At 71.7% G+C, this 19,979-nt stretch carries 17 protein-coding genes; 9 read left to right on the top strand and 8 right to left on the bottom strand.

Going from position 1 to position 19,979, the window contains the following annotated elements:
• Positions 1–80: 80 nt before the first annotated feature.
• Both JK361_RS02920 and JK361_RS02915 read right to left on the bottom strand, forming a co-directional pair.
• Positions 81–3,011 (bottom strand): helix-turn-helix transcriptional regulator, encoded by a 2,931-nt coding sequence (locus tag JK361_RS02920; protein ID WP_201814003.1) that lies wholly within the window; start codon positions 3,009–3,011, stop codon positions 81–83.
• Between the two features lie 151 nt (positions 3,012–3,162).
• Positions 3,163–3,993, bottom strand: coding sequence for a helix-turn-helix transcriptional regulator (locus tag JK361_RS02915; RefSeq protein ID WP_201814002.1), 831 nt, complete (start codon positions 3,991–3,993; stop codon positions 3,163–3,165).
• Positions 3,994–4,107: 114 nt separating this feature from the next.
• Here JK361_RS02915 and JK361_RS02910 point away from each other — a divergent pair, with 114 nt between their 5' ends.
• Together JK361_RS02910 and JK361_RS02905 are read left to right on the top strand one after the other, a co-directional pair.
• Positions 4,108–5,781, top strand: coding sequence for an AMP-binding protein (locus JK361_RS02910; protein WP_201814001.1), 1,674 nt, complete (start codon positions 4,108–4,110; stop codon positions 5,779–5,781).
• A complete protein-coding gene (locus JK361_RS02905; RefSeq protein ID WP_201814000.1) occupies positions 5,778–7,388 on the top strand; it encodes an AMP-binding protein in 1,611 nt (536 codons plus the stop codon). The genes JK361_RS02910 and JK361_RS02905 overlap by 4 nt, the downstream gene beginning before the upstream one ends.
• Before the next feature lie 109 nt (positions 7,389–7,497).
• Here JK361_RS02905 and JK361_RS02900 read toward each other — a convergent pair whose 3' ends face one another.
• Positions 7,498–8,442 carry a hypothetical protein gene (locus JK361_RS02900; RefSeq protein WP_201813999.1) on the bottom strand — a complete coding sequence of 315 codons (945 nt, stop codon included), beginning with the start codon at positions 8,440–8,442 and terminating at the stop codon, positions 7,498–7,500.
• Between the two features lie 250 nt (positions 8,443–8,692).
• On the opposite strand from JK361_RS02900, the gene gcl reads away from it, so the two are divergent.
• Complete coding sequence (gene gcl, locus JK361_RS02895; protein ID WP_201813998.1) at positions 8,693–10,480, top strand: glyoxylate carboligase; 1,788 nt, start codon at positions 8,693–8,695, stop codon at positions 10,478–10,480.
• A gap of 88 nt (positions 10,481–10,568) precedes the next feature.
• Here the strand turns inward: gcl and JK361_RS02890 are convergent, their stop codons facing one another.
• The 5 genes from JK361_RS02890 to JK361_RS02870 form a co-directional block, all read right to left on the bottom strand.
• Entirely contained in the window at positions 10,569–11,447 is an 879-nt protein-coding gene (locus tag JK361_RS02890) for a TIGR04222 domain-containing membrane protein (RefSeq protein WP_268983121.1), read from the bottom strand.
• Between the two features lie 55 nt (positions 11,448–11,502).
• Entirely contained in the window at positions 11,503–11,736 is a 234-nt protein-coding gene (locus tag JK361_RS02885; protein ID WP_201813996.1) for a hypothetical protein, read from the bottom strand.
• Between the two features lie 406 nt (positions 11,737–12,142).
• Positions 12,143–13,606 (bottom strand): catalase, encoded by a 1,464-nt coding sequence (locus JK361_RS02880; RefSeq protein WP_201813995.1) that lies wholly within the window; start codon positions 13,604–13,606, stop codon positions 12,143–12,145.
• Positions 13,607–13,811: 205 nt separating this feature from the next.
• Positions 13,812–14,702 (bottom strand): 2-hydroxy-3-oxopropionate reductase, encoded by an 891-nt coding sequence (locus JK361_RS02875; protein ID WP_201813994.1) that lies wholly within the window; start codon positions 14,700–14,702, stop codon positions 13,812–13,814.
• A 41-nt stretch (positions 14,703–14,743) separates the two neighbouring features.
• Positions 14,744–15,583: a TIM barrel protein gene (locus JK361_RS02870; protein ID WP_201813993.1), complete on the bottom strand. Its 840-nt coding sequence runs from the start codon at positions 15,581–15,583 to the stop codon at positions 14,744–14,746.
• 217 nt (positions 15,584–15,800) lie between these two features.
• Between JK361_RS02870 and JK361_RS02865 the strand changes: the two genes are divergently transcribed.
• The 6 genes from JK361_RS02865 to JK361_RS02840 all read left to right on the top strand — a co-directional run bounded on the left by JK361_RS02865 (position 15,801) and on the right by JK361_RS02840 (position 19,945).
• Positions 15,801–16,049, top strand: a complete 249-nt coding sequence (locus JK361_RS02865; RefSeq protein ID WP_201813992.1) for a YkoF family thiamine-binding protein — start codon at positions 15,801–15,803, stop codon at positions 16,047–16,049.
• Positions 16,046–16,414, top strand: a complete 369-nt coding sequence (locus JK361_RS02860) for a helix-turn-helix domain-containing protein (protein WP_201813991.1) — start codon at positions 16,046–16,048, stop codon at positions 16,412–16,414. The genes JK361_RS02865 and JK361_RS02860 overlap by 4 nt, the downstream gene beginning before the upstream one ends.
• Before the next feature lie 190 nt (positions 16,415–16,604).
• The gene (uraD, locus tag JK361_RS02855) at positions 16,605–17,114 is read left to right on the top strand and encodes a 2-oxo-4-hydroxy-4-carboxy-5-ureidoimidazoline decarboxylase (protein WP_201813990.1); all 510 of its coding nucleotides are present in this window, start codon (positions 16,605–16,607) and stop codon (positions 17,112–17,114) included.
• An 8-nt stretch (positions 17,115–17,122) separates the two neighbouring features.
• Entirely contained in the window at positions 17,123–17,524 is a 402-nt protein-coding gene (uraH, locus tag JK361_RS02850) for a hydroxyisourate hydrolase (protein ID WP_201813989.1), read from the top strand.
• A gap of 8 nt (positions 17,525–17,532) precedes the next feature.
• Positions 17,533–18,468 carry a factor-independent urate hydroxylase gene (gene pucL / locus JK361_RS02845; RefSeq protein WP_201813988.1) on the top strand — a complete coding sequence of 312 codons (936 nt, stop codon included), beginning with the start codon at positions 17,533–17,535 and terminating at the stop codon, positions 18,466–18,468.
• A 64-nt stretch (positions 18,469–18,532) separates the two neighbouring features.
• A complete protein-coding gene (locus JK361_RS02840; RefSeq protein WP_201813987.1) occupies positions 18,533–19,945 on the top strand; it encodes a nucleobase:cation symporter-2 family protein in 1,413 nt (470 codons plus the stop codon).
• Positions 19,946–19,979: the final 34 nt, after the last annotated feature.

The following is a 19,979-nucleotide window of genomic DNA, read 5'->3' as shown; positions in this document are numbered from 1 at the left end:
CTTGGCTCCCAATGAGGGAACCCCCTAGGGGGTTGGGTGAGGGAAAACCCTCGGTCCGGTTCAGTTAACAAGAGCGGCGCTCAGTGTGCCCGCCGACCTGCCGCCAATCGGACGATGTCCACCCGCGATCGGATCCCCAGCTTGCGGTAGACCCGGGTCAGGGTCGCCTCCACCGTCTTCACGCTGATGAACAGCCGGGCCGCGATCTCCCGGTTGGTGGCGCCTTCCATGACCAGCGCGGCGACCTGACGCTCCATCGCGGCGAGCGAGTCCAGGGCGTCCAGTGCCGCCGGCACGGCCGGCACGGGCTCCGGCTCGGGGGCGGCGAGGACTTCCTCCACTTGGCGCAGCCAGGGCAGCGCCCGGCAGCGGCGGAACAGCCGGGTGGCCTCGTCGACGGCCGCCGAGGCCGTGTTCGCCCGGGTCTCCGGGGCGACCGGGCCGGTGGCGGGAGCCCGGCCGTGCTCGGCCCTGCGGACCTCCGTGCGCTCGGGCTCCCGCCACCGGCGCACCCCTTCGGCGGTGTGCCTGCACCGCAGCCGGGCCAGCGCGAACGCGGCCCGCGCCTCCTCCAGGCCGTAGCCGAGCTTGCCGAGCCGGTCCTGAGCGGACGTCAGCTGGGCGAGGGCGGCGTCCAGGTCGCCCTGGGCGGCGCGGACCAGCGCCTCGGACCGGTCGAGCACGGCCAGTACGCTCTCCCGGCCCAGGCGCAGCGCGTGCTCCCGGCTGGTGTCGATGACGTCCTGCGCCTCGGCGGGTTCACCGATCCGGACGAGCGCCTCGGCGAGATCGCCCTGCCAGCGGCCCCGGGCCGGGTCGGTGATGCCGAGCCCCAGCTCCAGGCTGCGCACCCGGCGCAGCGAGCGCACGGTGCCGGCCGGGTCGCCGGCCACCAGCTGTGCGTACCCGAGGGCGCCCAGCGCCCGGGAGAGGTACATCTGGTCGCCGTCCCCCTCGGCGTGCTGCACCGCTTCCCGGGCGAGTACCAGCGCCCGGTCCACGTCGCCGCCGGAGGCCTCCGCGAGCGAGGTGAGCATCGCCGAGGCGGTCTCGCCGATGCCCGAGTCCCGGGCCAGCCGCAGGCTCTCCCGGGCCAGGTCGAGGGCGCGGCCGCAGTGCCCGGCGCGAAGTTCGGTCTCGGCGAGGCCGCGCAGGAAGTGCACCTCGCTCTCCACCGAGCCGCGCCGGCGGACCTCGCGCAGCAGCGCGGTGACCGTGGTGCGGGCCTCGGCCAGCTGGTCGCCCATGACCAGCCAGCGGAACCGGGCGCTGCCCGCGCCGTTGTGATGCCAGGCCACCCGGGGGTCCTGCGGCTGCCGCAGGGCCCGCCTGATGGTGCGGGGCGCGTCCGGATGGCCCATCAGGGTCTCGGTCTGTGCCTGGAAGGCGAGGGCGAGCAGCTCGGTGCGCCGGTCCGTGCCGCGCGCGGCCAGTTCGGCGGCGTGCGCGGCGGCGGCCCGGGCCTCGGTGAAGTCGCCCTCCACGATCAGCGCCCGCCAGGCCAGCTGGTAGTGGACCAGGGCCAGCAGCCGCGGGTCGTCGCCGGCGTCGGCGAGGGCCTGCGGGAAGACGGCGTCGACCTCGGCCATCGTGTGGCCGGCGGTGTCGATGACGACGATCCAGGCCCGCACCCGGTCGGCGGGCACGGTCGCCCGGATCAGCACCTCCCGGGCGATGTCCCGGGCCAGGTCGACCTCGCCGGCGGTGATGGCGTCCTCGGCGGCGATGAGCCGGCGCTCCTCCTGGCTCGGGGTGCCGTCGGCGGGGGTGTGCCGGGCGGCGAGCAGCCCCAGCTGGGCGGCGACCGACGGCGCCCCGCGGTCCCGGGCGAGGGTCGCGGCCTCGGCGAGCCGGGCGGCGACCTCGGGGTCGGCGCCGGTGGTGGCGAGGGCCAGGTGCCGGGCCCGTTCGATCGGGTCGGAGGCGGCGGTGGACAGTGCCGCGTGCGCGGCCCGCCGTTCGTGCGCGGGCGCCTCCGCGTACAGCGCGGCCGATATCAGCGGGTGCGCGAACCGTACGGCCGGGGCGTCCGGCTCGGTGGCCAGCAGCCCGAGTTCGGCGGCCTGGGCGCACTCGGCCTCGGCGTTGTCCCGGCCGGCCGCGTGCAGCAGCGCCGAGGTCGGGCGGGCACCGGCGCTGGCCACCAGCAGGGTGCGGCGGGCCTCCACTGAGAGCATGTCCAGACGGCTGAGGACCAGGGCGCGCAGCGAGGTGGGCACCGGCAGCGGCTCGCCCGGCCGGGGCGGGGTGGGGCTGTCGGCGAGGGCGCGGCCGAGTTCCAGGGCGAACAGCGGGTTGCCGCCGCTGGTGCGGTGGATCTCGCGGACCGTGGACCGGGGCAGGCCGCCGTGGCCACGGTGGTCGAGCAGCTGGGCTACCTGGGCGCGGGAGAGCGGGCCGAGCCGGACCGCGAGGGTGCCCGGCGGGCAGGCGCGCAGATGGCGGTCGTACTCCTGGCTCTCCGGTCCCTCCGTGCGGACCGCGCACAGCAGTTGCACGGGGGTGCCCTCCAGGCGCCGGGCGGCGAAGCCGAGGAGTTCGGCGCTGGCCGGGTCCAGCCACTGGAGGTCGTCGGCGACCACGAGCACCGGGCCGTGCGCGGCGAGCGCGCGCAGCGCGGAGAGCACCGCCAGGCGCAGGGCGAGTCCGTCGCGCTGGAGGCTGGACTCGCCGCGGCCGGTGAGCGCCGACTCCAGGGCGGTGCGCTGGGCGGCGGGCAGGCGCCCGGACACGTCGTCGAGGACCAGACCGAGGAGGTCGGCGAGGGCGAGGAACGGAAGGTGGGATTCGGACTCGGTCGCCGAGCAGCGCAACACGGTGCGCGCGGTGGCGCCGTATTCCTCTGCCAATGCCCGCAGGACGGTGGATTTCCCTATTCCGGCGGGACCGTGGAGCAGCACGCTGCCCCCCGAGGCGAGTTGCTCCCGGCCGCCGGCGAACAGCTCCTCGCGGCCGATGACCAGGTCGGGGCGGCACTTGGCAGGCTCCTGGAAGTCCCGTCGCACGGTCACCGCTCCCCTCGTGTCGTGTCCGGGCCAAATTCTAGGCAACGATCCTTGAAATTCGGACGGAAGCCGTGGTGAGGGAAATAACAAACGGTCAAGCAGAGGGAAATTCAAAGCGACACCGGATGAATGGGAAGGTTTCCTCACCGCCTTCGCGCTACGGCAGCAGTCCCGCCCTGCGGGCCGCGGTCACCGCCTCCCCTCGTGTGTGCGCGCCCAGCTTCCGCATCGCCGAACGCATATACCCCTTGACCGTCTCCGGGCCGATGCCCAGCCGCTCGGCCACCGCCGCGTTGGTGGCACCCGCCGCCACCCAGGACAACACGTCGAGCTCGCGTGGCGCCAGGGTCACGCCCCCGGCTCGTGGCGGCGCGGTCAGCAGCCCGCACGCCGCCAGCAGTTCGGCCCGTACACCAGGATCACCGATCCGGGGCGCCAGGGCCCGCAGCGCCGCGTGCGCCTCGCGCACCTGTTCCCAGGCGGCGCCCTCGCCGGCGGCGGCAGGCTCCGGCCGGGCCGCCGCCAGCAGCCCCCGCGCCTCGTCCCGCACCACCAGCGCCTGCTCCACGTCCCGCGCCACCGCCATCGCCGCGTCCAGCGTGCGGTCGCCGAACGGCCGGGCCGAGCGCAGCGCACCGTACAGCACCCCGCGCACCCGGCGCCGGACCACGACCGGCACCGCGAGCACCGCGCGAATGCCCTCGGCGGCCACCGGCACGTCGTACTCGTGGCTGATCTGCCGCGAACGGGAGTAGTCCGGCACCGCGCACGGCCGGGCCAGCGCCACCGCCTTGCCGCCGAGCCCGTTGCCGGAGGTCACCGCGAGCGAGCGCAGCGCGGCCGTGGTCGTGCCGCTCAGCTCGCTGATGCGGATCCGCGGCCGGCCGGACTCCACCAGGCCGCCGAACGCGACGGGGAGCCCCGTCGCGCGCCGCAGCCGGGCCAGCGCACCACCGATCTCCACCGCCCCCACCGCATCTGCCGTCACCTGCTCGTCCCTTCGGTCGTCCACACCCCCGTTCGGGGGTAGTGAGACCTGCATCACGGATTAGACGATGCCAGAGAGCCGCCCGGCAATGGTCGGGAACATGGGAGGACGCTGATGACGACGGCGACGGATGCCTTCAGGAGTGCCCGGGACTTCCTGCTGGAGCACCGCGAGGACTATGCCACCGCCTACGAGGGCTTCCGCTGGCCGCGGCCGGAGCACTTCAACTGGGCGCTGGACTGGTTCGACGTGATCGCCACCGGCAACGACCGTACCGCGCTGCACATCGTCGAGGAGGACGGCACCGAGACCCGGCTCTCCTTCGCGCAGCTGGCGGAACGCTCGAACCGGGTGGCGCGGTGGCTGCGCGACCGCGGGGTCGCCGCCGAGGACCGCATCCTCGTCATGCTCGGCAACCAGGCCGAGCTGTGGGAGACCGCGCTGGCCGCGATGAAACTGCGCGCGGTGGTCATCCCGGCCACCCCGCTGCTCGGCCCGGCCGACCTGCACGACCGGGTGGACCGGGGACGGGTGAAGCACGTGATCGTGCGGGCGGAGGACACCGCCAAGTTCGCCGACGTGCCCGGCGCCTACACCCGGATCTCCGTCGGCGGCCTGCCGGAGGAGGGCTGGGAGCCGTACGAGGACGCCTACGCGGCCGCCGCCGACTTCGTCCCGGACGGCCCGACCCTGGCCGACGACCCGCTGATGCTCTACTTCACCTCGGGGACGACCGCCCGCCCCAAGCTGGTCGAGCACACCCACACCTCGTACCCGATCGGCCATCTGGCCACCATGTACTGGATCGGCCTGGAGCCGGGCGACGTGCATCTGAACATCTCCTCGCCCGGCTGGGCCAAGCACGCCTGGTCCAACCTGTTCGCCCCGTGGAACGCGGAGGCGACCGTCTTCATCGTGAACTACACCCGCTTCGACGCGTCCCGGCTGATGGCCGAGATGGACCGGGCCCAGGTCACCACCTTCTGCGCCCCGCCGACCGTGTGGCGGATGCTCATCCAGGCCGACCTCGGCCGGCTCCAGTCCCCGCCCCGCGAGGTCGTGGCCGCCGGCGAGCCGCTCAATCCCGAGGTCATCGAGCAGGTCCGGCGGGCCTGGGGCCGGACCATCCGGGACGGTTTCGGCCAGACCGAGACGGCCGTGCAGGTCTCCAACAGCCCCGGCCAGCCGCTGAAGACCGGTTCCATGGGCCGTCCCAGCCCCGGTTTCCGGGTGGAACTCCTCGACCCGGTGTCCGGCGCGCCGGGCGTCGCCGAGGGGGAGATCGCCCTCGATCTCGCCGACCGCCCGGTCGGCCTGATGACCGGCTACCACGGCGACCCCGACCGTACGGCGGAGGCCATGGCCGGCGGCTACTACCGCACGGGGGACATCGCGACCAGGGACGAAGAGGGGTATCTCACCTATATCGGGCGAAGTGACGATGTGTTCAAGGCCTCGGACTACAAGGTGAGCCCGTTCGAGCTGGAGAGCGTGCTGCTGGAGCACGAGGCGGTGGCCGAGGCGGCCGTCGTGCCCGCCCCGGACGAGCTGCGGCTCGCCGTGCCCAAGGCGTACGTCGTCCTCGCCGAGGGCTGGGAACCCGGCCCCGGCACCGCGAAGGCCATCTTCGAGCACTCCCGCGAGGCGCTCGCCCCGTACAAGCGCATCCGCCGGCTGGAGTTCGGCTCACTGCCCAAGACCGTGTCCGGCAAGATCCGCCGGATCGAGCTGCGCGAGGCCACGGCCGCCGGTTCGGAGAACGAGTACCGCGAGGAGGACTTCCGGTGACCGAGCAGTCGTCGTACAGCCACGGGACGGGAACCACCGCGCTCCTCGGGGACACCATCGGTGCCAACCTGGACCGGACCGTGGCCGCCTGGCCCGGACGCGAGGCTCTGGTCGACGTCCCCGCCGGCCGGCGCTGGACGTACGCCGAGTTCGCCGCCGACGTCGACCGGCTGGCGTGCGCGCTGCTCGCGAGCGGCGTGGCCAAGGGCGACCGGGTGGGCATCTGGGCGGTCAACTGCGCCGAATGGGTGCTCGTGCAGTACGCCACCGCACGCGTCGGCGCCGTCATGGTCAACATCAATCCGGCCTACCGCACCCACGAGGTGGAGTTCGTCCTCAACCAGGCGGGAATCTCCCTGCTGTTCGCCTCCCTCAGCCACAAGTCGAGCGACTACCGGGCGATGGTCGAGGAAGTGCGCGGCAGATGCCCGCGGCTGAAGGAGACCGTCTACATCGGGGACCCGGGCTGGGCGGCGTTCACCGCACGCGGTGCGGACACCCCGCGGGACGAACTGCGGGCCCGCGAGGCGACGTTGTCCTGCGACGACCCCATCAACATCCAGTACACCTCGGGCACCACCGGCTTCCCCAAGGGCGCCACCCTCTCCCACCACAACATCCTCAACAACGGTTACTTCGTGGGGGAGTCGATCGCCTACACGGAGCAGGACCGGATCTGCATCCCGGTGCCGTTCTACCACTGCTTCGGCATGGTCATGGCCAACCTGGCGGCCACCTCGCACGGGGCCTGCATGGTCGTCCCGGCCCCGTCCTTCGAGCCGAGGGCCACCCTGGAGGCGGTCCAGCAGGAGCGCTGCACCTCCCTGTACGGCGTCCCGACGATGTTCATCGCCGAGCTGAACCTCCCGGACTTCGCCTCCTACGACCTCTCCACCCTGCGCACCGGCATCATGGCGGGCTCGCCCTGTCCGGTGGAGGTGATGAAGCGGGTGGTCGCCGAGATGCACATGGCGGAGGTCTCCATCTGCTACGGCATGACGGAGACGTCACCGGTGTCGCTCCAGACGCGCATCGACGACGACCTGGAGCACCGCACCGGTACCGTCGGCCGCGTCCTGCCGCACCTGGAGGTCAAGGTCGTCGACCCGGCCACGGGCGTGACACAGCCGCGCGGCACGGCGGGTGAGCTGTGCACGCGCGGCTACAGCGTGATGCTCGGCTACTGGGACGAGCCGGAGAAGACGGCCGAGGCGATCGACGCGGGCCGCTGGATGCACACGGGCGACCTCGCGGTGATGCGCGAGGACGGGTACGTCGAGATCGTCGGCCGGATCAAGGACATGATCATCCGGGGCGGCGAGAACATCTACCCGCGCGAGATCGAGGAGTTCCTCTACGCCCACCCGAAGATCCGGGACGTGCAGGTCGTCGGGGTGCCGGACGAGCGGTACGGCGAGGAGGTGCTCGCCTGCGTCATCCCCAGCGACCCCGCGGACCCGCTCACCCTGGACGAGTTGCGGGCCTTCTGCTCGGGCCGGCTCGCGCACTACAAGGTCCCCAGCCGGCTCCGGATCCTCGACGCCTTCCCGATGACGGTGTCCGGGAAGGTGCGCAAGGTGGAACTCCGGGAGGCCTACGGGGTGTGAAACCCCCGAAACCGAGCATGTGCTCGATGTTCCACGTCGGACCCCGGTCGGGCGCGCTGTCGGCGGCGTACTCGGTCCGGGGTTCGTCGGGAGGCGGGGCCGGGCGGGGTCAGGCCCGTCCGTCCCGGGTCCTGGTGCCGGGATCGGGCGCGCCCGTGGCGTGCAGGGTGCCGGCGGCGTCGTTCACCGGCTGGGGGACTCCCGTCAGGTCGAGCACGAACAGCGGGATCCCCAGCGCGTCCGCGGCGCACCGGCCGGCTTCGGTGTATCCGGCGAGGGAGAAGTGCACGCACCGCGCGGACTCGGTCATCGCCGTCAGCCACAGGCACTCCACGTCCCGCGGCGCGGCCGGGCGCACGCTCGGGTCGATCTGGGCGAGCAGCCCGCGGGCGGCGAGCCCGATGCCGTGCGGGGGCCGCTGGTCGGCACGGCGGATGTCCCGGTAGCCGAGCCAGCGCAGATAGAGCGCGGCGGTGGTGACGGCGTCGCGGGCGGTGCGGATGGTGCGCGGCTGGAACGGGGCACGGTGCCCGCCCGGCCCGGACGTGCCCCCGGGCCTGCCCGAGCCGCCGCACGGTCCTGGCGTGCCGCCGGGTTCCCGTGTGCGGTCACCCGGTCCGGACGTGTCCCCGGGCCTGTCGGTGCCAGCGCCCGGTATGGACGCGCCGCCGGGGTTCTCCATGTCGTCGGCGTCGTCGTCGGCCGGTGACCGGTCCGCGGCTCGTGCGGGGAGCGGATCGGGCGGGGCGGCCGTCTGCCGCCCCGGGCCTTCCGCCCCCGAGTCGCCGTCCCGCTGCCGGGCCACGGGGACGCGCAGCACCGTGCCGCAGGGGCAGCCCAGTTCCGGGCACGGCCAGTGGCCCGGCCGCCCGCAGTCGGCGCACACCACCGTGAGCCACTCGTCGTCCCAGGCGCGGTGCTCCGCCACGACCGGCTCGGCCGCCGGATCCAGCCGCGGGGTGACCGGCGCCCCGCACACGCACGGATACGCGGGCGCGGTGTAGACGTGTGCGCGCCGGCAGACCGGACAGCGCACCGGCACGCTCTCGGGCATGGCCCCACTCCCAGGCGTCGCGTCGGGACGGCGCTCACCATCGTCCTCCTCTCCGGCCACTCCTGTCCGCCGGTTCCCGGTGTCCGGACCGCTCTTGACGACCTTCGTCCACCCCCTTACATTGCTTCCAGATAGTAGAAACTAAGTTCCGCATTACGGAAAACGTAGCGGAGATTGACAATCGGGAGACTGTGCTCACCGCGGGGCGCGACGGGAGTACGCATCCGAGAAGCCGAAGCAGGAGTACTCGATGGCTCGTATGACCGCTGCCCGCGCGGCAGTTGAGATCCTCAAGCGCGAGGGCGTCACCGACGCCTTCGGTGTGCCGGGCGCGGCGATCAACCCGTTCTACAAGGCCCTCGAAGAGGGTGGCGGCATCAGCCACACCCTTGCCCGCCATGTCGAGGGTGCCTCGCACATGGCCGAGGGCTACACCCGCACCACGCCGGGCAACATCGGCGTCTGCATCGGCACCTCCGGCCCGGCCGGCACCGACATGATCACCGGTCTGTACTCGGCCATCGGTGACTCCATCCCGATCCTGTGCATCACGGGCCAGGCGCCCACCAGCGTGATCCACAAGGAGGACTTCCAGGCCGTCGACATCGCCTCGATCGCCAAGCCGGTCACGAAGATGGCGGTGACCGTCCTGGAGGCCGCTCAGGTCCCCGGCGTCTTCCAGCAGGCGTTCCACCTGATGCGCTCCGGCCGGCCCGGCCCGGTCCTGATCGACCTCCCGATCGACGTCCAGCTCACCGAGATCGAGTTCGACCCGGAGACGTACGAGCCGCTCCCGGTCTACAAGCCGGCCGCGACCCGCGCCCAGATCGAGAAGGCCGTCTCCTTCCTGCTCGCCTCCGAGCGGCCGGTCATCGTCGCGGGCGGCGGCATCATCGGCGCCGACGCCTCCGACCTGCTGGTCGAGTTCGCCGAGCTGACCCAAACCCCGGTCGTCCCGACCCTGATGGGCTGGGGCGCGCTGGCCGACGACCACGAGCTGAACGCCGGCATGGTCGGCGTGCAGACCTCGCACCGGTACGGCAACGCCAACTTCCTGGAGTCGGACTTCGTCCTCGGCATCGGCAACCGCTGGGCCAACCGCCACACCGGTTACAAGCTCGACGTCTACCGGGGCGACCGCAAGTTCGTCCACGTCGACATCGAGCCCACCCAGATCGGCAAGATCTTCCCGCCGGACTACGGGGTCGTCTCCGACGCCAAGGCCGCGCTGGAGCTGTTCGTCGAGGTCGCCAAGGAGCTGAAGGCCGAGGGCAAGCTGCCCGACCGCACCGACTGGGTCGCCTCCACCCAGGAGCGCAAGGCCTCCCTGCTGCGCCGGACCCACTTCGACAACGTGCCGATGAAGCCGCAGCGCGTGTACGAGGAGATGAACAAGGCGTTCGGCCCGGAGACCCGGTACGTCACCACGATCGGCCTCTCCCAGATCGCCGGCGCGCAGATGCTGCACGTCTACAAGCCGCGCCACTGGATCAACTGCGGCCAGGCCGGACCGCTCGGCTGGACCATCCCGGCCGCCATCGGCGTCGCCAAGGCCGACCCGGACGCCCCGGTCGTCGCGCTCTCCGGTGACTACGACTTCCAGTTCATGATCGAGGAGCTGGCGGTCGCCGCCCAGCACAAGATCCCCTACGTCCACGTGCTGGTGAACAACGCCTACCTCGGCCTGATCCGTCAGGCGCAGATCGGCCTGGACATCAACTTCCAGGTCAACCTGGAGTTCGAGAACATCAACACCCCGGAGATCGGCGTCTACGGCGTGGACCACGTCAAGGTCGCCGAGGGCCTGGGCTGCAAGGCCATCCGGGTCACCGAGCCGGACCAGCTGGGCGCCGCCTTCGAGCAGGCGAAGAAGCTGGCCGCCGAGTACCGGGTGCCGGTCGTCGTCGAGGCGATCCTGGAGCGGATCACCAACATCTCGATGAGCCGCACCATGGACATCAGCGACATCTCCGAGTTCGAGGACCTGGCCACCGAGCCCGGCCACGCGCCGACGTCGATCAAGCCGCTGAAGGTCTGACGCGCCTGACCCGCGAGGGGCGGCCCACCCGGTGGTGGGCCGCCCCTTCGTCGTGTCCCGGCGCGTGACGCGAGCCTTCGGGCGCGGCTCAGAATCCCCCGCCCCCGCAACCGCCGCCGCCGTGGTCGTGGCCGCCGCCGTACCCGTGTCCGCCGTGGTGCCCGCCGCCGTACCCGTGCCCGCCGTGGTCGTGTCCGCCGTGGTGCCCGCCGCCGTGGGGCCCGGTCCCGTGTTCGTGGCCGCCGCTCCCGGCCTCGCGGTCGTCGCCGTCCCAGCCGTGCGCGGCCTCGTCGTCGTAGAGCCGGCGGAAGTCGGCGCCGCGGCCGAACGGGAACAGGCCCTCGTCCGCGAGCGCCCCCGGTCCGGTGAGCCCGGCCTCGCGGGCGAAGCGCGGCACCAGAGCGGTCAGGGCCCGCTCGCCGTACAGCGCGACGCACAGCAGCAGCTCCTCTTGCGGCAGACCGTCGGGGCCCTCGGGGAGCGGTCGGTGCTCGCGCAGCGCCGTCAGGAAGCGGCGGGCGGCCCGGGTGCGGCCGGGCGGCAGGGCGCGCAGCAGTCCCTCCGCCACCAGTTCGGCGCGCATCCGGGCCAGGGCCCGCCGCACCACCGCGCGGGCGGGCAGCTCCCGCGGTCCGGCGGGCCGGTAGAGGCCGGTACGGACCGCCTTCTCCAGCGGATGCCGGAAGGGCCCGGCGCCGCCCGCGGCGGCCTTGCGCAGGGTGCCCGGCCGGCCCGCCTCGACCGCGCCGCTCAGATGCAGCCCGAGCACGGCGACGGTCACGGCGCCGCGTGCGCCCCCGCGCAGGAGCGCGACCGCGCACGGGTCCAGCGGATGCGGAGTCGACGTCGTACGGCCCATGGGACCACCCCCCCCCGTGCGGGGCCCGCCGCCCCCGTGCCGGCGGGTCCCGTGTGCCTTACTGTGCCCTGCCGCGGAGGCCGCCGAAGCCTCCGCGGCGGTGTTCAGAGGTTCATTTGAGGGTTGCGCGGCCGGGCTACGACCGCTGCCGTACGCGCCGTCGTCACAGCTCGTGCTCCGACAGCCCGGGCCAGTCGTCCGGGCCGCCGCCGTGCCATTCGATCAGGTCGCTCTCCTCCACCTCGATCCGGTCCAGGTCGGCGAGCCGCAGGATCTCCACGACGTCGTCCAGATGCGAGGCGATCCCCAGTATCACGTCCCCCTCGGTGACGCGCCGGGAGCCGTCCAGGGCCGGTGGATGGACCACGATGTGCGGGTAGTGGGTCGGATTGGCCATGGGATCAGCGTCCTGCGGATACGGGCGCCGCGCACGTCGGAGCCGGAACAGCGCGAAGCGCCCCCCTGGCCAGGGGGGCGCTTCGCGTTCACGTGGTAGCCGTCCGACGGCGCGAGGCTGGGCGCGACAGGTCGTTCGCGCCGCCGGACGGGGCGGTTGGGCCCCCTGAGGGGCTGGGTGGGACCGCGGTGGGTGCGATGGAGCCGGGGCCACTTCCCTCTGGTCGAGAAGGGAACCCGGTCCTTCACCACCGCACTGGCTCGCACGCCACCACGGTCCTCGCCCTGCCCGCGCCCACCGCCGTACGGCCACCCCTCATCCGGGCCGTCAGGCGGTTCGCGCGGGCCGCGTTGCGGAGATCATGACCTCCCGTCAGATCCCGAACGCTGCTTGCGGTTTCCTGGACTCAGTCCTCGCGCAGGGCGCGGACCGCCGCCTCCACACGCCTGCCGTACTCGGGGTCGGCGGCGTGGAAGTGGGCCAGGTTCTTCTCGACCACGTCGTTGCGGGAGACCTGCGACAGGCCGCCGGCGATGTTCGCGATCAGGCGGGACCGCTCGTCCTGCGACATCAGCCGGTACAGCTCACCGGCCTGTACGAAGTCGTCGTCCTTGGTGTGCAGCGGGGCCTCGTGGTTGCCGGTGTGACCGGACACCGCGAGCGGCGCCGACAGCGGGCGGCCGGTCTCGGCCGGGCCGTCGTAGGAGTTCGGCTCGTAGTTCTTCGCGTCACGGCCCTGGGCGTTGAGCGCCATGAAGCCGTCGCGGCCGTAGTTCCGGGCGCCGCCCTCGACCGCCTTCGGCGAGTTGACCGGCAGCAGGGTGTGGTTCACGCCCAGGCGGTAGCGGTGGGCGTCCGCGTAGGCGAACAGACGGCCCTGGAGCATCTTGTCCGGCGACGGGCCGATGCCCGGCACGAAGTTGTTCGGGGAGAACGCGGCCTGCTCGACCTCGGCGAAGACGTTGTCCGGGTTGCGGTCCAGCACCAGACGGCCCACGCGCCGAAGCGGGTAGTCGCCGTGCGGCCACACCTTGGTCAGGTCGAACGGGTTGAAGCGGTAGTTGGCCGTCTCGGCCGCCGGCATGAGCTGGACGTAGAGGGTCCAGGACGGGTACACCCCGCGCTCGATGGCCTGGAGCAGGTCCGTCTGGTGCGAGTTGGGGTCCTTGCCCGCCAGCTCCGCCGCCTGGTCGGCGGTCAGGGTGCGGATGCCCTGGTTCGTCTTGAAGTGGTACTTGACGAAGAAGGCCTCGCCCTTGGCGTTCGTCCACTGGTAGGTGTGCGAGCCGAAACCGTCCATGTGCCGGTACGACGCCGGGATGCCGCGGTCACCCATCAGCCAGGTCACCTGGTGCGTGGCCTCGGGGGAGTGGGCCCAGAAGTCCCAGACGTTGTCCGGCTCCTGCTTGCCGGTGAACGGGTCGCGCTTCTGCGAGTGGATGAAGTCGGGGAATTTGATCGGGTCCTTGATGAAGAACACCGGGGTGTTGTTGCCGACGAGGTCGTAGTTGCCCTCCTCGGTGTAGAACTTGAGGGCGAAGCCGCGCGGGTCACGGACGGCGTCCGCGCCGCCGAGCGAGTCGGCGACCGTCGAGAAGCGCAGGAACACCTCGGTGCGCTTGCCGATCTCGCTCAGGAAGTCGGCGTGGGTGAAGCCGGTGACGTCGTCGGTCACCTCGAAGTGGCCGTACGCGCCGGAGCCGCGGGCGTGCACCACGCGCTCCGGGATGCGCTCGCGATTGAAGCGCGCGAGCTTCTCCAGGAGCTGCTGGTCCTGGATCAGGAGCGGCCCGCCGACGCCGGCGGAGGCGGAATTCTGGTTGTCGGCGACCGGGGCGCCGGACTCGGTCGTGAGCACGCGCTTCGACATGGGGACCTTCCGAACGGGACTGCTGAGGCCTGGTGACGGTGGACTGAGCGTAGGAACGCCCCACCAGGAGAGTCAACAGTTTGTTGAAGTAGGTTTCAACGTTTTGTTGAACGGGTGGGCAGGGTGGATTCCGGGCCGCGGCGACGCCTGGGCGCGACAGGACAGGTGTCGGCGCCGCCGCGGCCCGGAAGTCTCGGGAGGGCCGTCAGACCTGGGCGCCGGAGAGGCGCTCCACGGCCCGCAGCAGGGCCGAGTGGTCCAGGCCGCCGTCGCCCTGGGCGCGCAGCGAGGCGACCAGCTGGGCGACCACGGCACCGACCGGCAGGGCGGCGCCGACGTTGCGGGCCGCGTCGGTGACGATGCCCATGTCCTTGTGGTGCAGGTCGATGCGGAAGCCCGGCTTGAAGTCGCGGCCCAGGAAGTTGTCCTTCTTGCGCGTCAGCACGGTGGAGCCGGCCAGGCCGCCGTTGAGGACGTCCAGTGCGGCCTCCAGGTCCACGCCCGACTTCTCCAGGAAGACCACGGCCTCCGCGCACGCCTGGATGTTCACGGCGACGATCAGCTGGTTGGCGGCCTTCACCGTCTGGCCGGAGCCGTGCGGGCCGCACAGCACGATGGTCTTGCCGAGTGCGTCGAAGATCGGCCTGGCCTGGTCGAAATCGGCCTTCTCGCCGCCGACCATGATCGACAGTACGGCCTCGATGGCGCCGGCCTCGCCGCCGGACACCGGGGCGTCCAGCACCCGCACGCCCTTGTCCTTGGCGGCGGCGGCCAGGTCCACGGAGGTCTGCGGGGTGATCGAGGACATGTCGATCAGCAGGGCGCCCTGCCTGGCGTTGTCCAGGATGCCGTCGGGGCCGTAGGCGATGGCCTCGACCTGCGGGGACGCGGGCACCATCGTGATCACCACGTCGGCGTCGCGCACGGCCTCGGCGATCGAGGCGGCGACGGTGCCGCCGGCGGCGGCCAGGCGGTCCAGCTTCTCCTGCTCCAGGGTGAAGCCGGTGACCTGGTAACCCGCCTTGATCAGGTTCTCGGACATGGGGGAGCCCATGATGCCGAGGCCGATCCAGGCGATCTTGGGAAGGTTGCTCATGATGGGGGTGCCTCTCTCAACTGCTCTGCAAAGTCGGGGGTTCAGCGCGCCGCGCGTGCTTCGCGCGGCAGCCAGTCGAAGGCCTCCGCGCTCGGGCGGTCGCCGGCCTTGTACTCCAGGCCCACCCAGCCCTCGTAACCGGCCTTCTTCAGCTGGTCCAGCAGCTCCTCCAGCGGAAGCGCACCCGTGCCGGGGGCGCCGCGGCCGGGGTTGTCGGCGATCTGCACGTGTCCGGTCTTCGCCGCGTAGCTCTCGATCACCGAGGGCAGGTCCTCGCCGTTCATGGACAGGTGGTAGAGGTCCATCAGGAACTTGGCGTTCCCGAGGCCCGTCGCCGCGTTGACCTTGTCCACGATCTCGATCGCCTTGGGTGCGCTCACGATCGGGCACTTCGGCGACTCGGGCCGGTTGAGAGCCTCGATCAGGATGGTCCCGCCGACCCGGCCTACGGCCCGGGCCGCGAGGACCAGGTTCTCCAGGGCGAGGGCGTCCTGCTCGGCCGGGTCCACGCCCTCGACGCGGTTGCCGTACAGGGCGTTGAACGTCGTGCAGCCCAGGGACCGGCCGAAGGCGACGGCCACGTCGATGTTGGCGCGGAACCGCTCCGACTCCTCACCGGGCACCGAGAGGGCGCCGCGGTCGGGGCCGGGCAGCTGCCCGGCGTAGAAGTTCAGGCCCGTGAGCTGCACGCCCGCGTCCTCGATCGCCTTCTTCAGGGCGTCGAGCTCGGACTGCTCGGGGGTGGGGGTCTCGATCCAGGGCCACCACAGCTCGACCGCGGTGAAGCCGGCCGCGGCGGCGGCCGCGGGACGCTCCAGGAGCGGGAGTTCCGTGAAGAGGATCGACAGGTTGACGTTGAAGCGCTGCTCTGTGAATCCCATCGGGTCGCGCTCCCTTCCGTGGGTCGAGATTCCGTAATGCGGAAGTTCGTTTCTACGTGATGGAAGATTGCCGTCGTGTGACGTCGCTTGTCAAGAGGAGCCCGCCCAGCGGACGCCCGCGGTCCGCGGGGTGGGCCGGGTGACGGACCGGCAACGGGTGCGGTCCCGGGCCGGCCGGGGCTGCACGAAAACGCGCGCCGGGCGTTAGGTTGTGCGCGTGCGATTGAGAGTGGAGTTCACGACCGAGCCCTTCGATCTCGACGAGGCGCCGCCGCACGCCGTGGTCGCCCGTGAGGTCGTCGAGGCGGCAGAGCTGGACGCCGTGGACGTCGGACCCTTCGGCAACACCGCGGAGGGCGGTGCGGACGCCGTGCTCACCGCGGTGGACGCGCTGCTGCGCAAGTCGCTCGCGGCCGGCGCCACCCGCATCTCACTCCAGGTCAACGTGATCGGGGAGGGCGAGTGACCGGCACCGGGGACGAGCCGTTCATCGCGGCCGTGAAGCCATTGGTCGACGCGATCGGCGGCGAGATGGTGCCGCCGGACGAGGCCCGTCCCGACGACGTCGTGCTGGCCTGGGAGGGCACGGACGTCGTCGCCGTACGGCTGCCCCAGCTGGCCGACTCCCTCGACCACATCCTGGCCGCGATGGAGCGCCGCAAGGGCATGCCGCTCGCCGACCTGGACCGCAAGGCCAAACAGGAGATCGTCCGCATCCTGGAAGCCCGCGGCGCCTTCTCGGTCCGCCACGGCGTGGAAACCGTCGCCGGCGCCCTCGGCGTCAGCCGCTTCACGGTCTACAACTATCTGAACCGGCAGAGAGAGGCCTGATCGGAGCCCTCGAGAGCCGCCGCCCGGCATGGCCGGGCGGCGGCTCTCGGCGTTCGTCCGCGGACCGCTCGTACCCTGACTGTCGGGCCCTCGTATTTGTTACCCCGAATTTTCAACAAACTGTTGACGTTGTGTTTCGGAGGGCGTTAGCTATCGGCAGCCCGTTCAGCACAAGGCCACGGAGGCACCCGTGACTTCGACTTCCACGCCGCCGGGCCTGGCCCGCTTCAACGCCTTGCCGGAGGACGCCGCGCTCGTCGCGCTCCGCGAGGCGTGCAATTCCACGGCGTGGGCGCGGCGGCTGCTGGCCGCCCGTCCCTACGCCGGCTTCGAGGACCTCTGCGCAGCCAGTGACGCCGCCATGGCGGAGCTGACCGCGAAGGACCTGGAGGAGGCCATGGCCGGGCACCCGCCGATCGGCCGCCCCAAGCCGGGGGATCCCACCTCGGCCCGGGAACAGCGCGGCATGGCCGGCGCCTCCGAAGAGCTCAAGGCGGAGATGCTCGAACTCAACCTGGCCTACCAGGAGAAGTTCGGCCATGTCTTTCTGATCTGCGCCACCGGCAGGACCGGTGAACAGATGCGGGACGCCGTCAAGGAGCGGATCGGGAACTCGCCGGAGCAGGAGCGGGAGATCGTCCGCACCGAGCTGGGCAAGATCAACCGCATCCGACTGGCACGACTCGTCGAAGAGGACTGACAGCAGCCATGAGCACCAGCACCACCGCCTCGGTGTCCACGCACATCCTGGACACCTCCGTCGGCCGGCCCGCCGAGGCCGTCGCCGTCCACCTGTCCGCCCGCGCCGGGCACGACGGGGGCTGGCAGCCACTCGGCGGCTCGGCCACCGACGCGGACGGGCGGTGCAAGGACCTCCCGGCCCTGCCGGAGGGGACCGCCCACGTACGGCTCGACTTCGACACCGAGACGTACTTCGCCAAGAAACAAGCCGCGGCCCAGCAGGACGCCCCCGCGCTCCGGGACAGCGAGAACAGCAGGCCGGTGTTCTTCCCCGAGGTCACCATCACCTTCGCGGTGGTGCCCGGGGAGCACTACCACGTTCCGCTGCTGCTCAACCCGTTCGGCTACTCCGTTTACCGAGGGAGCTGACCGACACCATGACCCGTTTCGTCCTGGGACAGAACCAGTACGGCAAGGCCGAGAACCGCGTTGTCAAGATCACGCGTGATGGCGACACGCACCACATCAAGGACCTGAACGTCTCCGTCGCCCTCTCCGGCGACATGGAGGAGGTCCACCGCAGCGGTTCGAACGCGAACGTCCTGCCGACCGACACCACCAAGAACACGGTGTACGCCTTCGCCAAGGAGCACGGGATCGACAGCGCCGAGGACTTCGGCGTCAAGCTCGCCCGCCACTTCGTGGACAACACCGGGTCCATCTCCCGGGCCCGCATCCGCGTCGAGGAGTACGGCTGGGAGCGGATCGAGACCTCGCAGTCCGGCGCCCGCTTCGTCGGCTCGGACGAGATCGCCCACTCCTTCGTCCGCAAGGGCCAGGAGACCCGCGTCGCGCAGATCACCTACGACGGCCACGGCATCCAGGTGCTCTCCGGGTTCAAGGACCTGACCGTCCTGAACTCGACCAACTCCGAGTTCTTCGGCTACCTGAAGGACAAGTACACCACCCTTCAGGAGGACTACGACCGCATCCTCGCCACCACCGTCTCCACCTGGTGGCGGCACAACTGGGACGGCATCGACTCGCACGCCCCGGACTGGGACCGCTCGTACAACGGAGTGCGCAAGCACGCGCTCCAGGCGTTCGCCGAGACCTACTCGTACTCGCTCCAGCAGACCCTCTTCGAGATGGGTGTGCGGGTGCTGAACTCCCGCGACGAGGTCGAGGAGATCCGCTTCTCGATGCCGAACAAGCACCACTTCCGCTCGGACCTGTCGCCCTTCGGGATCGACAACGAGGCCAAGGACGGTGCCGTCTACTACGCCGCCGACCGCCCCTACGGCCTGATCGAGGCCACCATCCTGCGGGACGGCGCCGAGCAGCTCATCCCGGTCGACATGACCAACCTCTGACGCGGGACGCGTGCCCCCGGCCCCGCCACCGGGGCCGGGGGCACGCAACACCGGAGGGAACAAAATGGCACAGCCTGCGAAGGGGTCCGCCACAGCCCCGTGTTCCACCCCGCCGGTGCACACCGAGGACGCCGTCACGTCCGTGCACCCGGTGGACGAGAAGCTCCACTTCTCGCGGCTCGTCCCCGCCGCGCTCCAGCACATCGCCGCGATGTACGCAGGCGTTGTCACTCCTCCGCTCATCATCGGCCAGGCCTGCGGCCTCGACATCGCGGCCCGCACCCGGCTCATCGCCGCGAGCCTGCTCATCGCCGGCGTCGCGACCATCCTCCAGACCATCGGCGTCAAGGGCCTCGTCGGCAACCGGCTGCCCTTCGTCAACGCCGCCTCCTCCGCCGGCATCGCGCCGATCCTCGCGATCGCCGAGACCAGCGGCAAAGGCCACCAACTCCCTGCGATCTACGGCGCGGTGATGGTCGCCGGTGCCTTCTGCCTGGCGCTCGGCCCGTTCTTCGGCCGACTGCTCCGCTTCTTCCCGCCCCTGGTCACCGGCGTGGTCATCACCCTGATCGGCGTCACGCTGATGCCGGTCCCCGTGAGCTGGGCGCAGGGCGGCGACAAGAGCGCCGCCGACTTCGGCGCCATGCGGAACCTCGCGCTCGCCGCGTTCACCCTGGCCGTCATCCTGCTCGTCCAGCGCTTCGGCAAGGGCTTCGTCAAGCAGGTCGCCCTGCTGTTCGGGCTGCTCATCGGCACCCTGGCCGCCATCCCCTTCGGCATGGCCGACTTCAGCGGCCTGAAGTCGGCGCCCGTCGCCGCGCTGCCCACCCCGTTCGCCTTCGGCGCCCCCGAGTTCCAGCCCGCGGCCATCCTCTCGCTGTGCATCGTGATGCTGGTGCTGATGACCGAGTCGAGCGCCGGCATGCTCGCCCTCGGCGAGATCTGCGACCGCCGCGCCGACGCGCGGACCATCACCCGCGGCCTGCGCACCGACGGCATCGCCACCCTGCTCGGCCCCGTCTTCGGCGGCTTCCCCACCTCGGCCTTCGCCCAGAACGTCGGCGTCGTCTCCCTCACCCGGGTGCGCAGCCGGTACGTCGTCGCCGTCGCCGGCGGCACCCTCCTCGCCCTCGGCGCCTTCCCGGTCCTCGGCGCGGTCGTCTCCCTCGTCCCGCTGCCGGTCCTCGGCGGCGCGGGCATCGTGCTCTTCGGCTCGATCGCCGTCAGCGGCATCCGCACGCTGTCGGAGGCGGGCCTGGACGACAGCTCCAACATCATCCTGGTGGCCGTGGCCCTCGGCGCCGGCATCATCCCCCTGGCCGCACCCACCTTCTACGCCGGCTTCCCGCCCTGGGCGCAGACCGTGCTCGGCTCGGGCATCAGCGCGGGCGCGCTCGCCGCGGTGCTGCTCAACCTTTTCTTCCATCACCTCGGCACCCGGAGCCGCCAACCGGCTCCGGCACTCGAATCCTCCTAGGGTCCTGCCGTGCCCTCCCCGTGGACCTCCCCTC

The organism is Streptomyces musisoli (genome assembly GCF_016741855.1).
GTDB lineage: Bacteria > Actinomycetota > Actinomycetes > Streptomycetales > Streptomycetaceae > Streptomyces > Streptomyces musisoli.
This window is presented reverse-complemented; position numbering and strand designations above follow the sequence as displayed.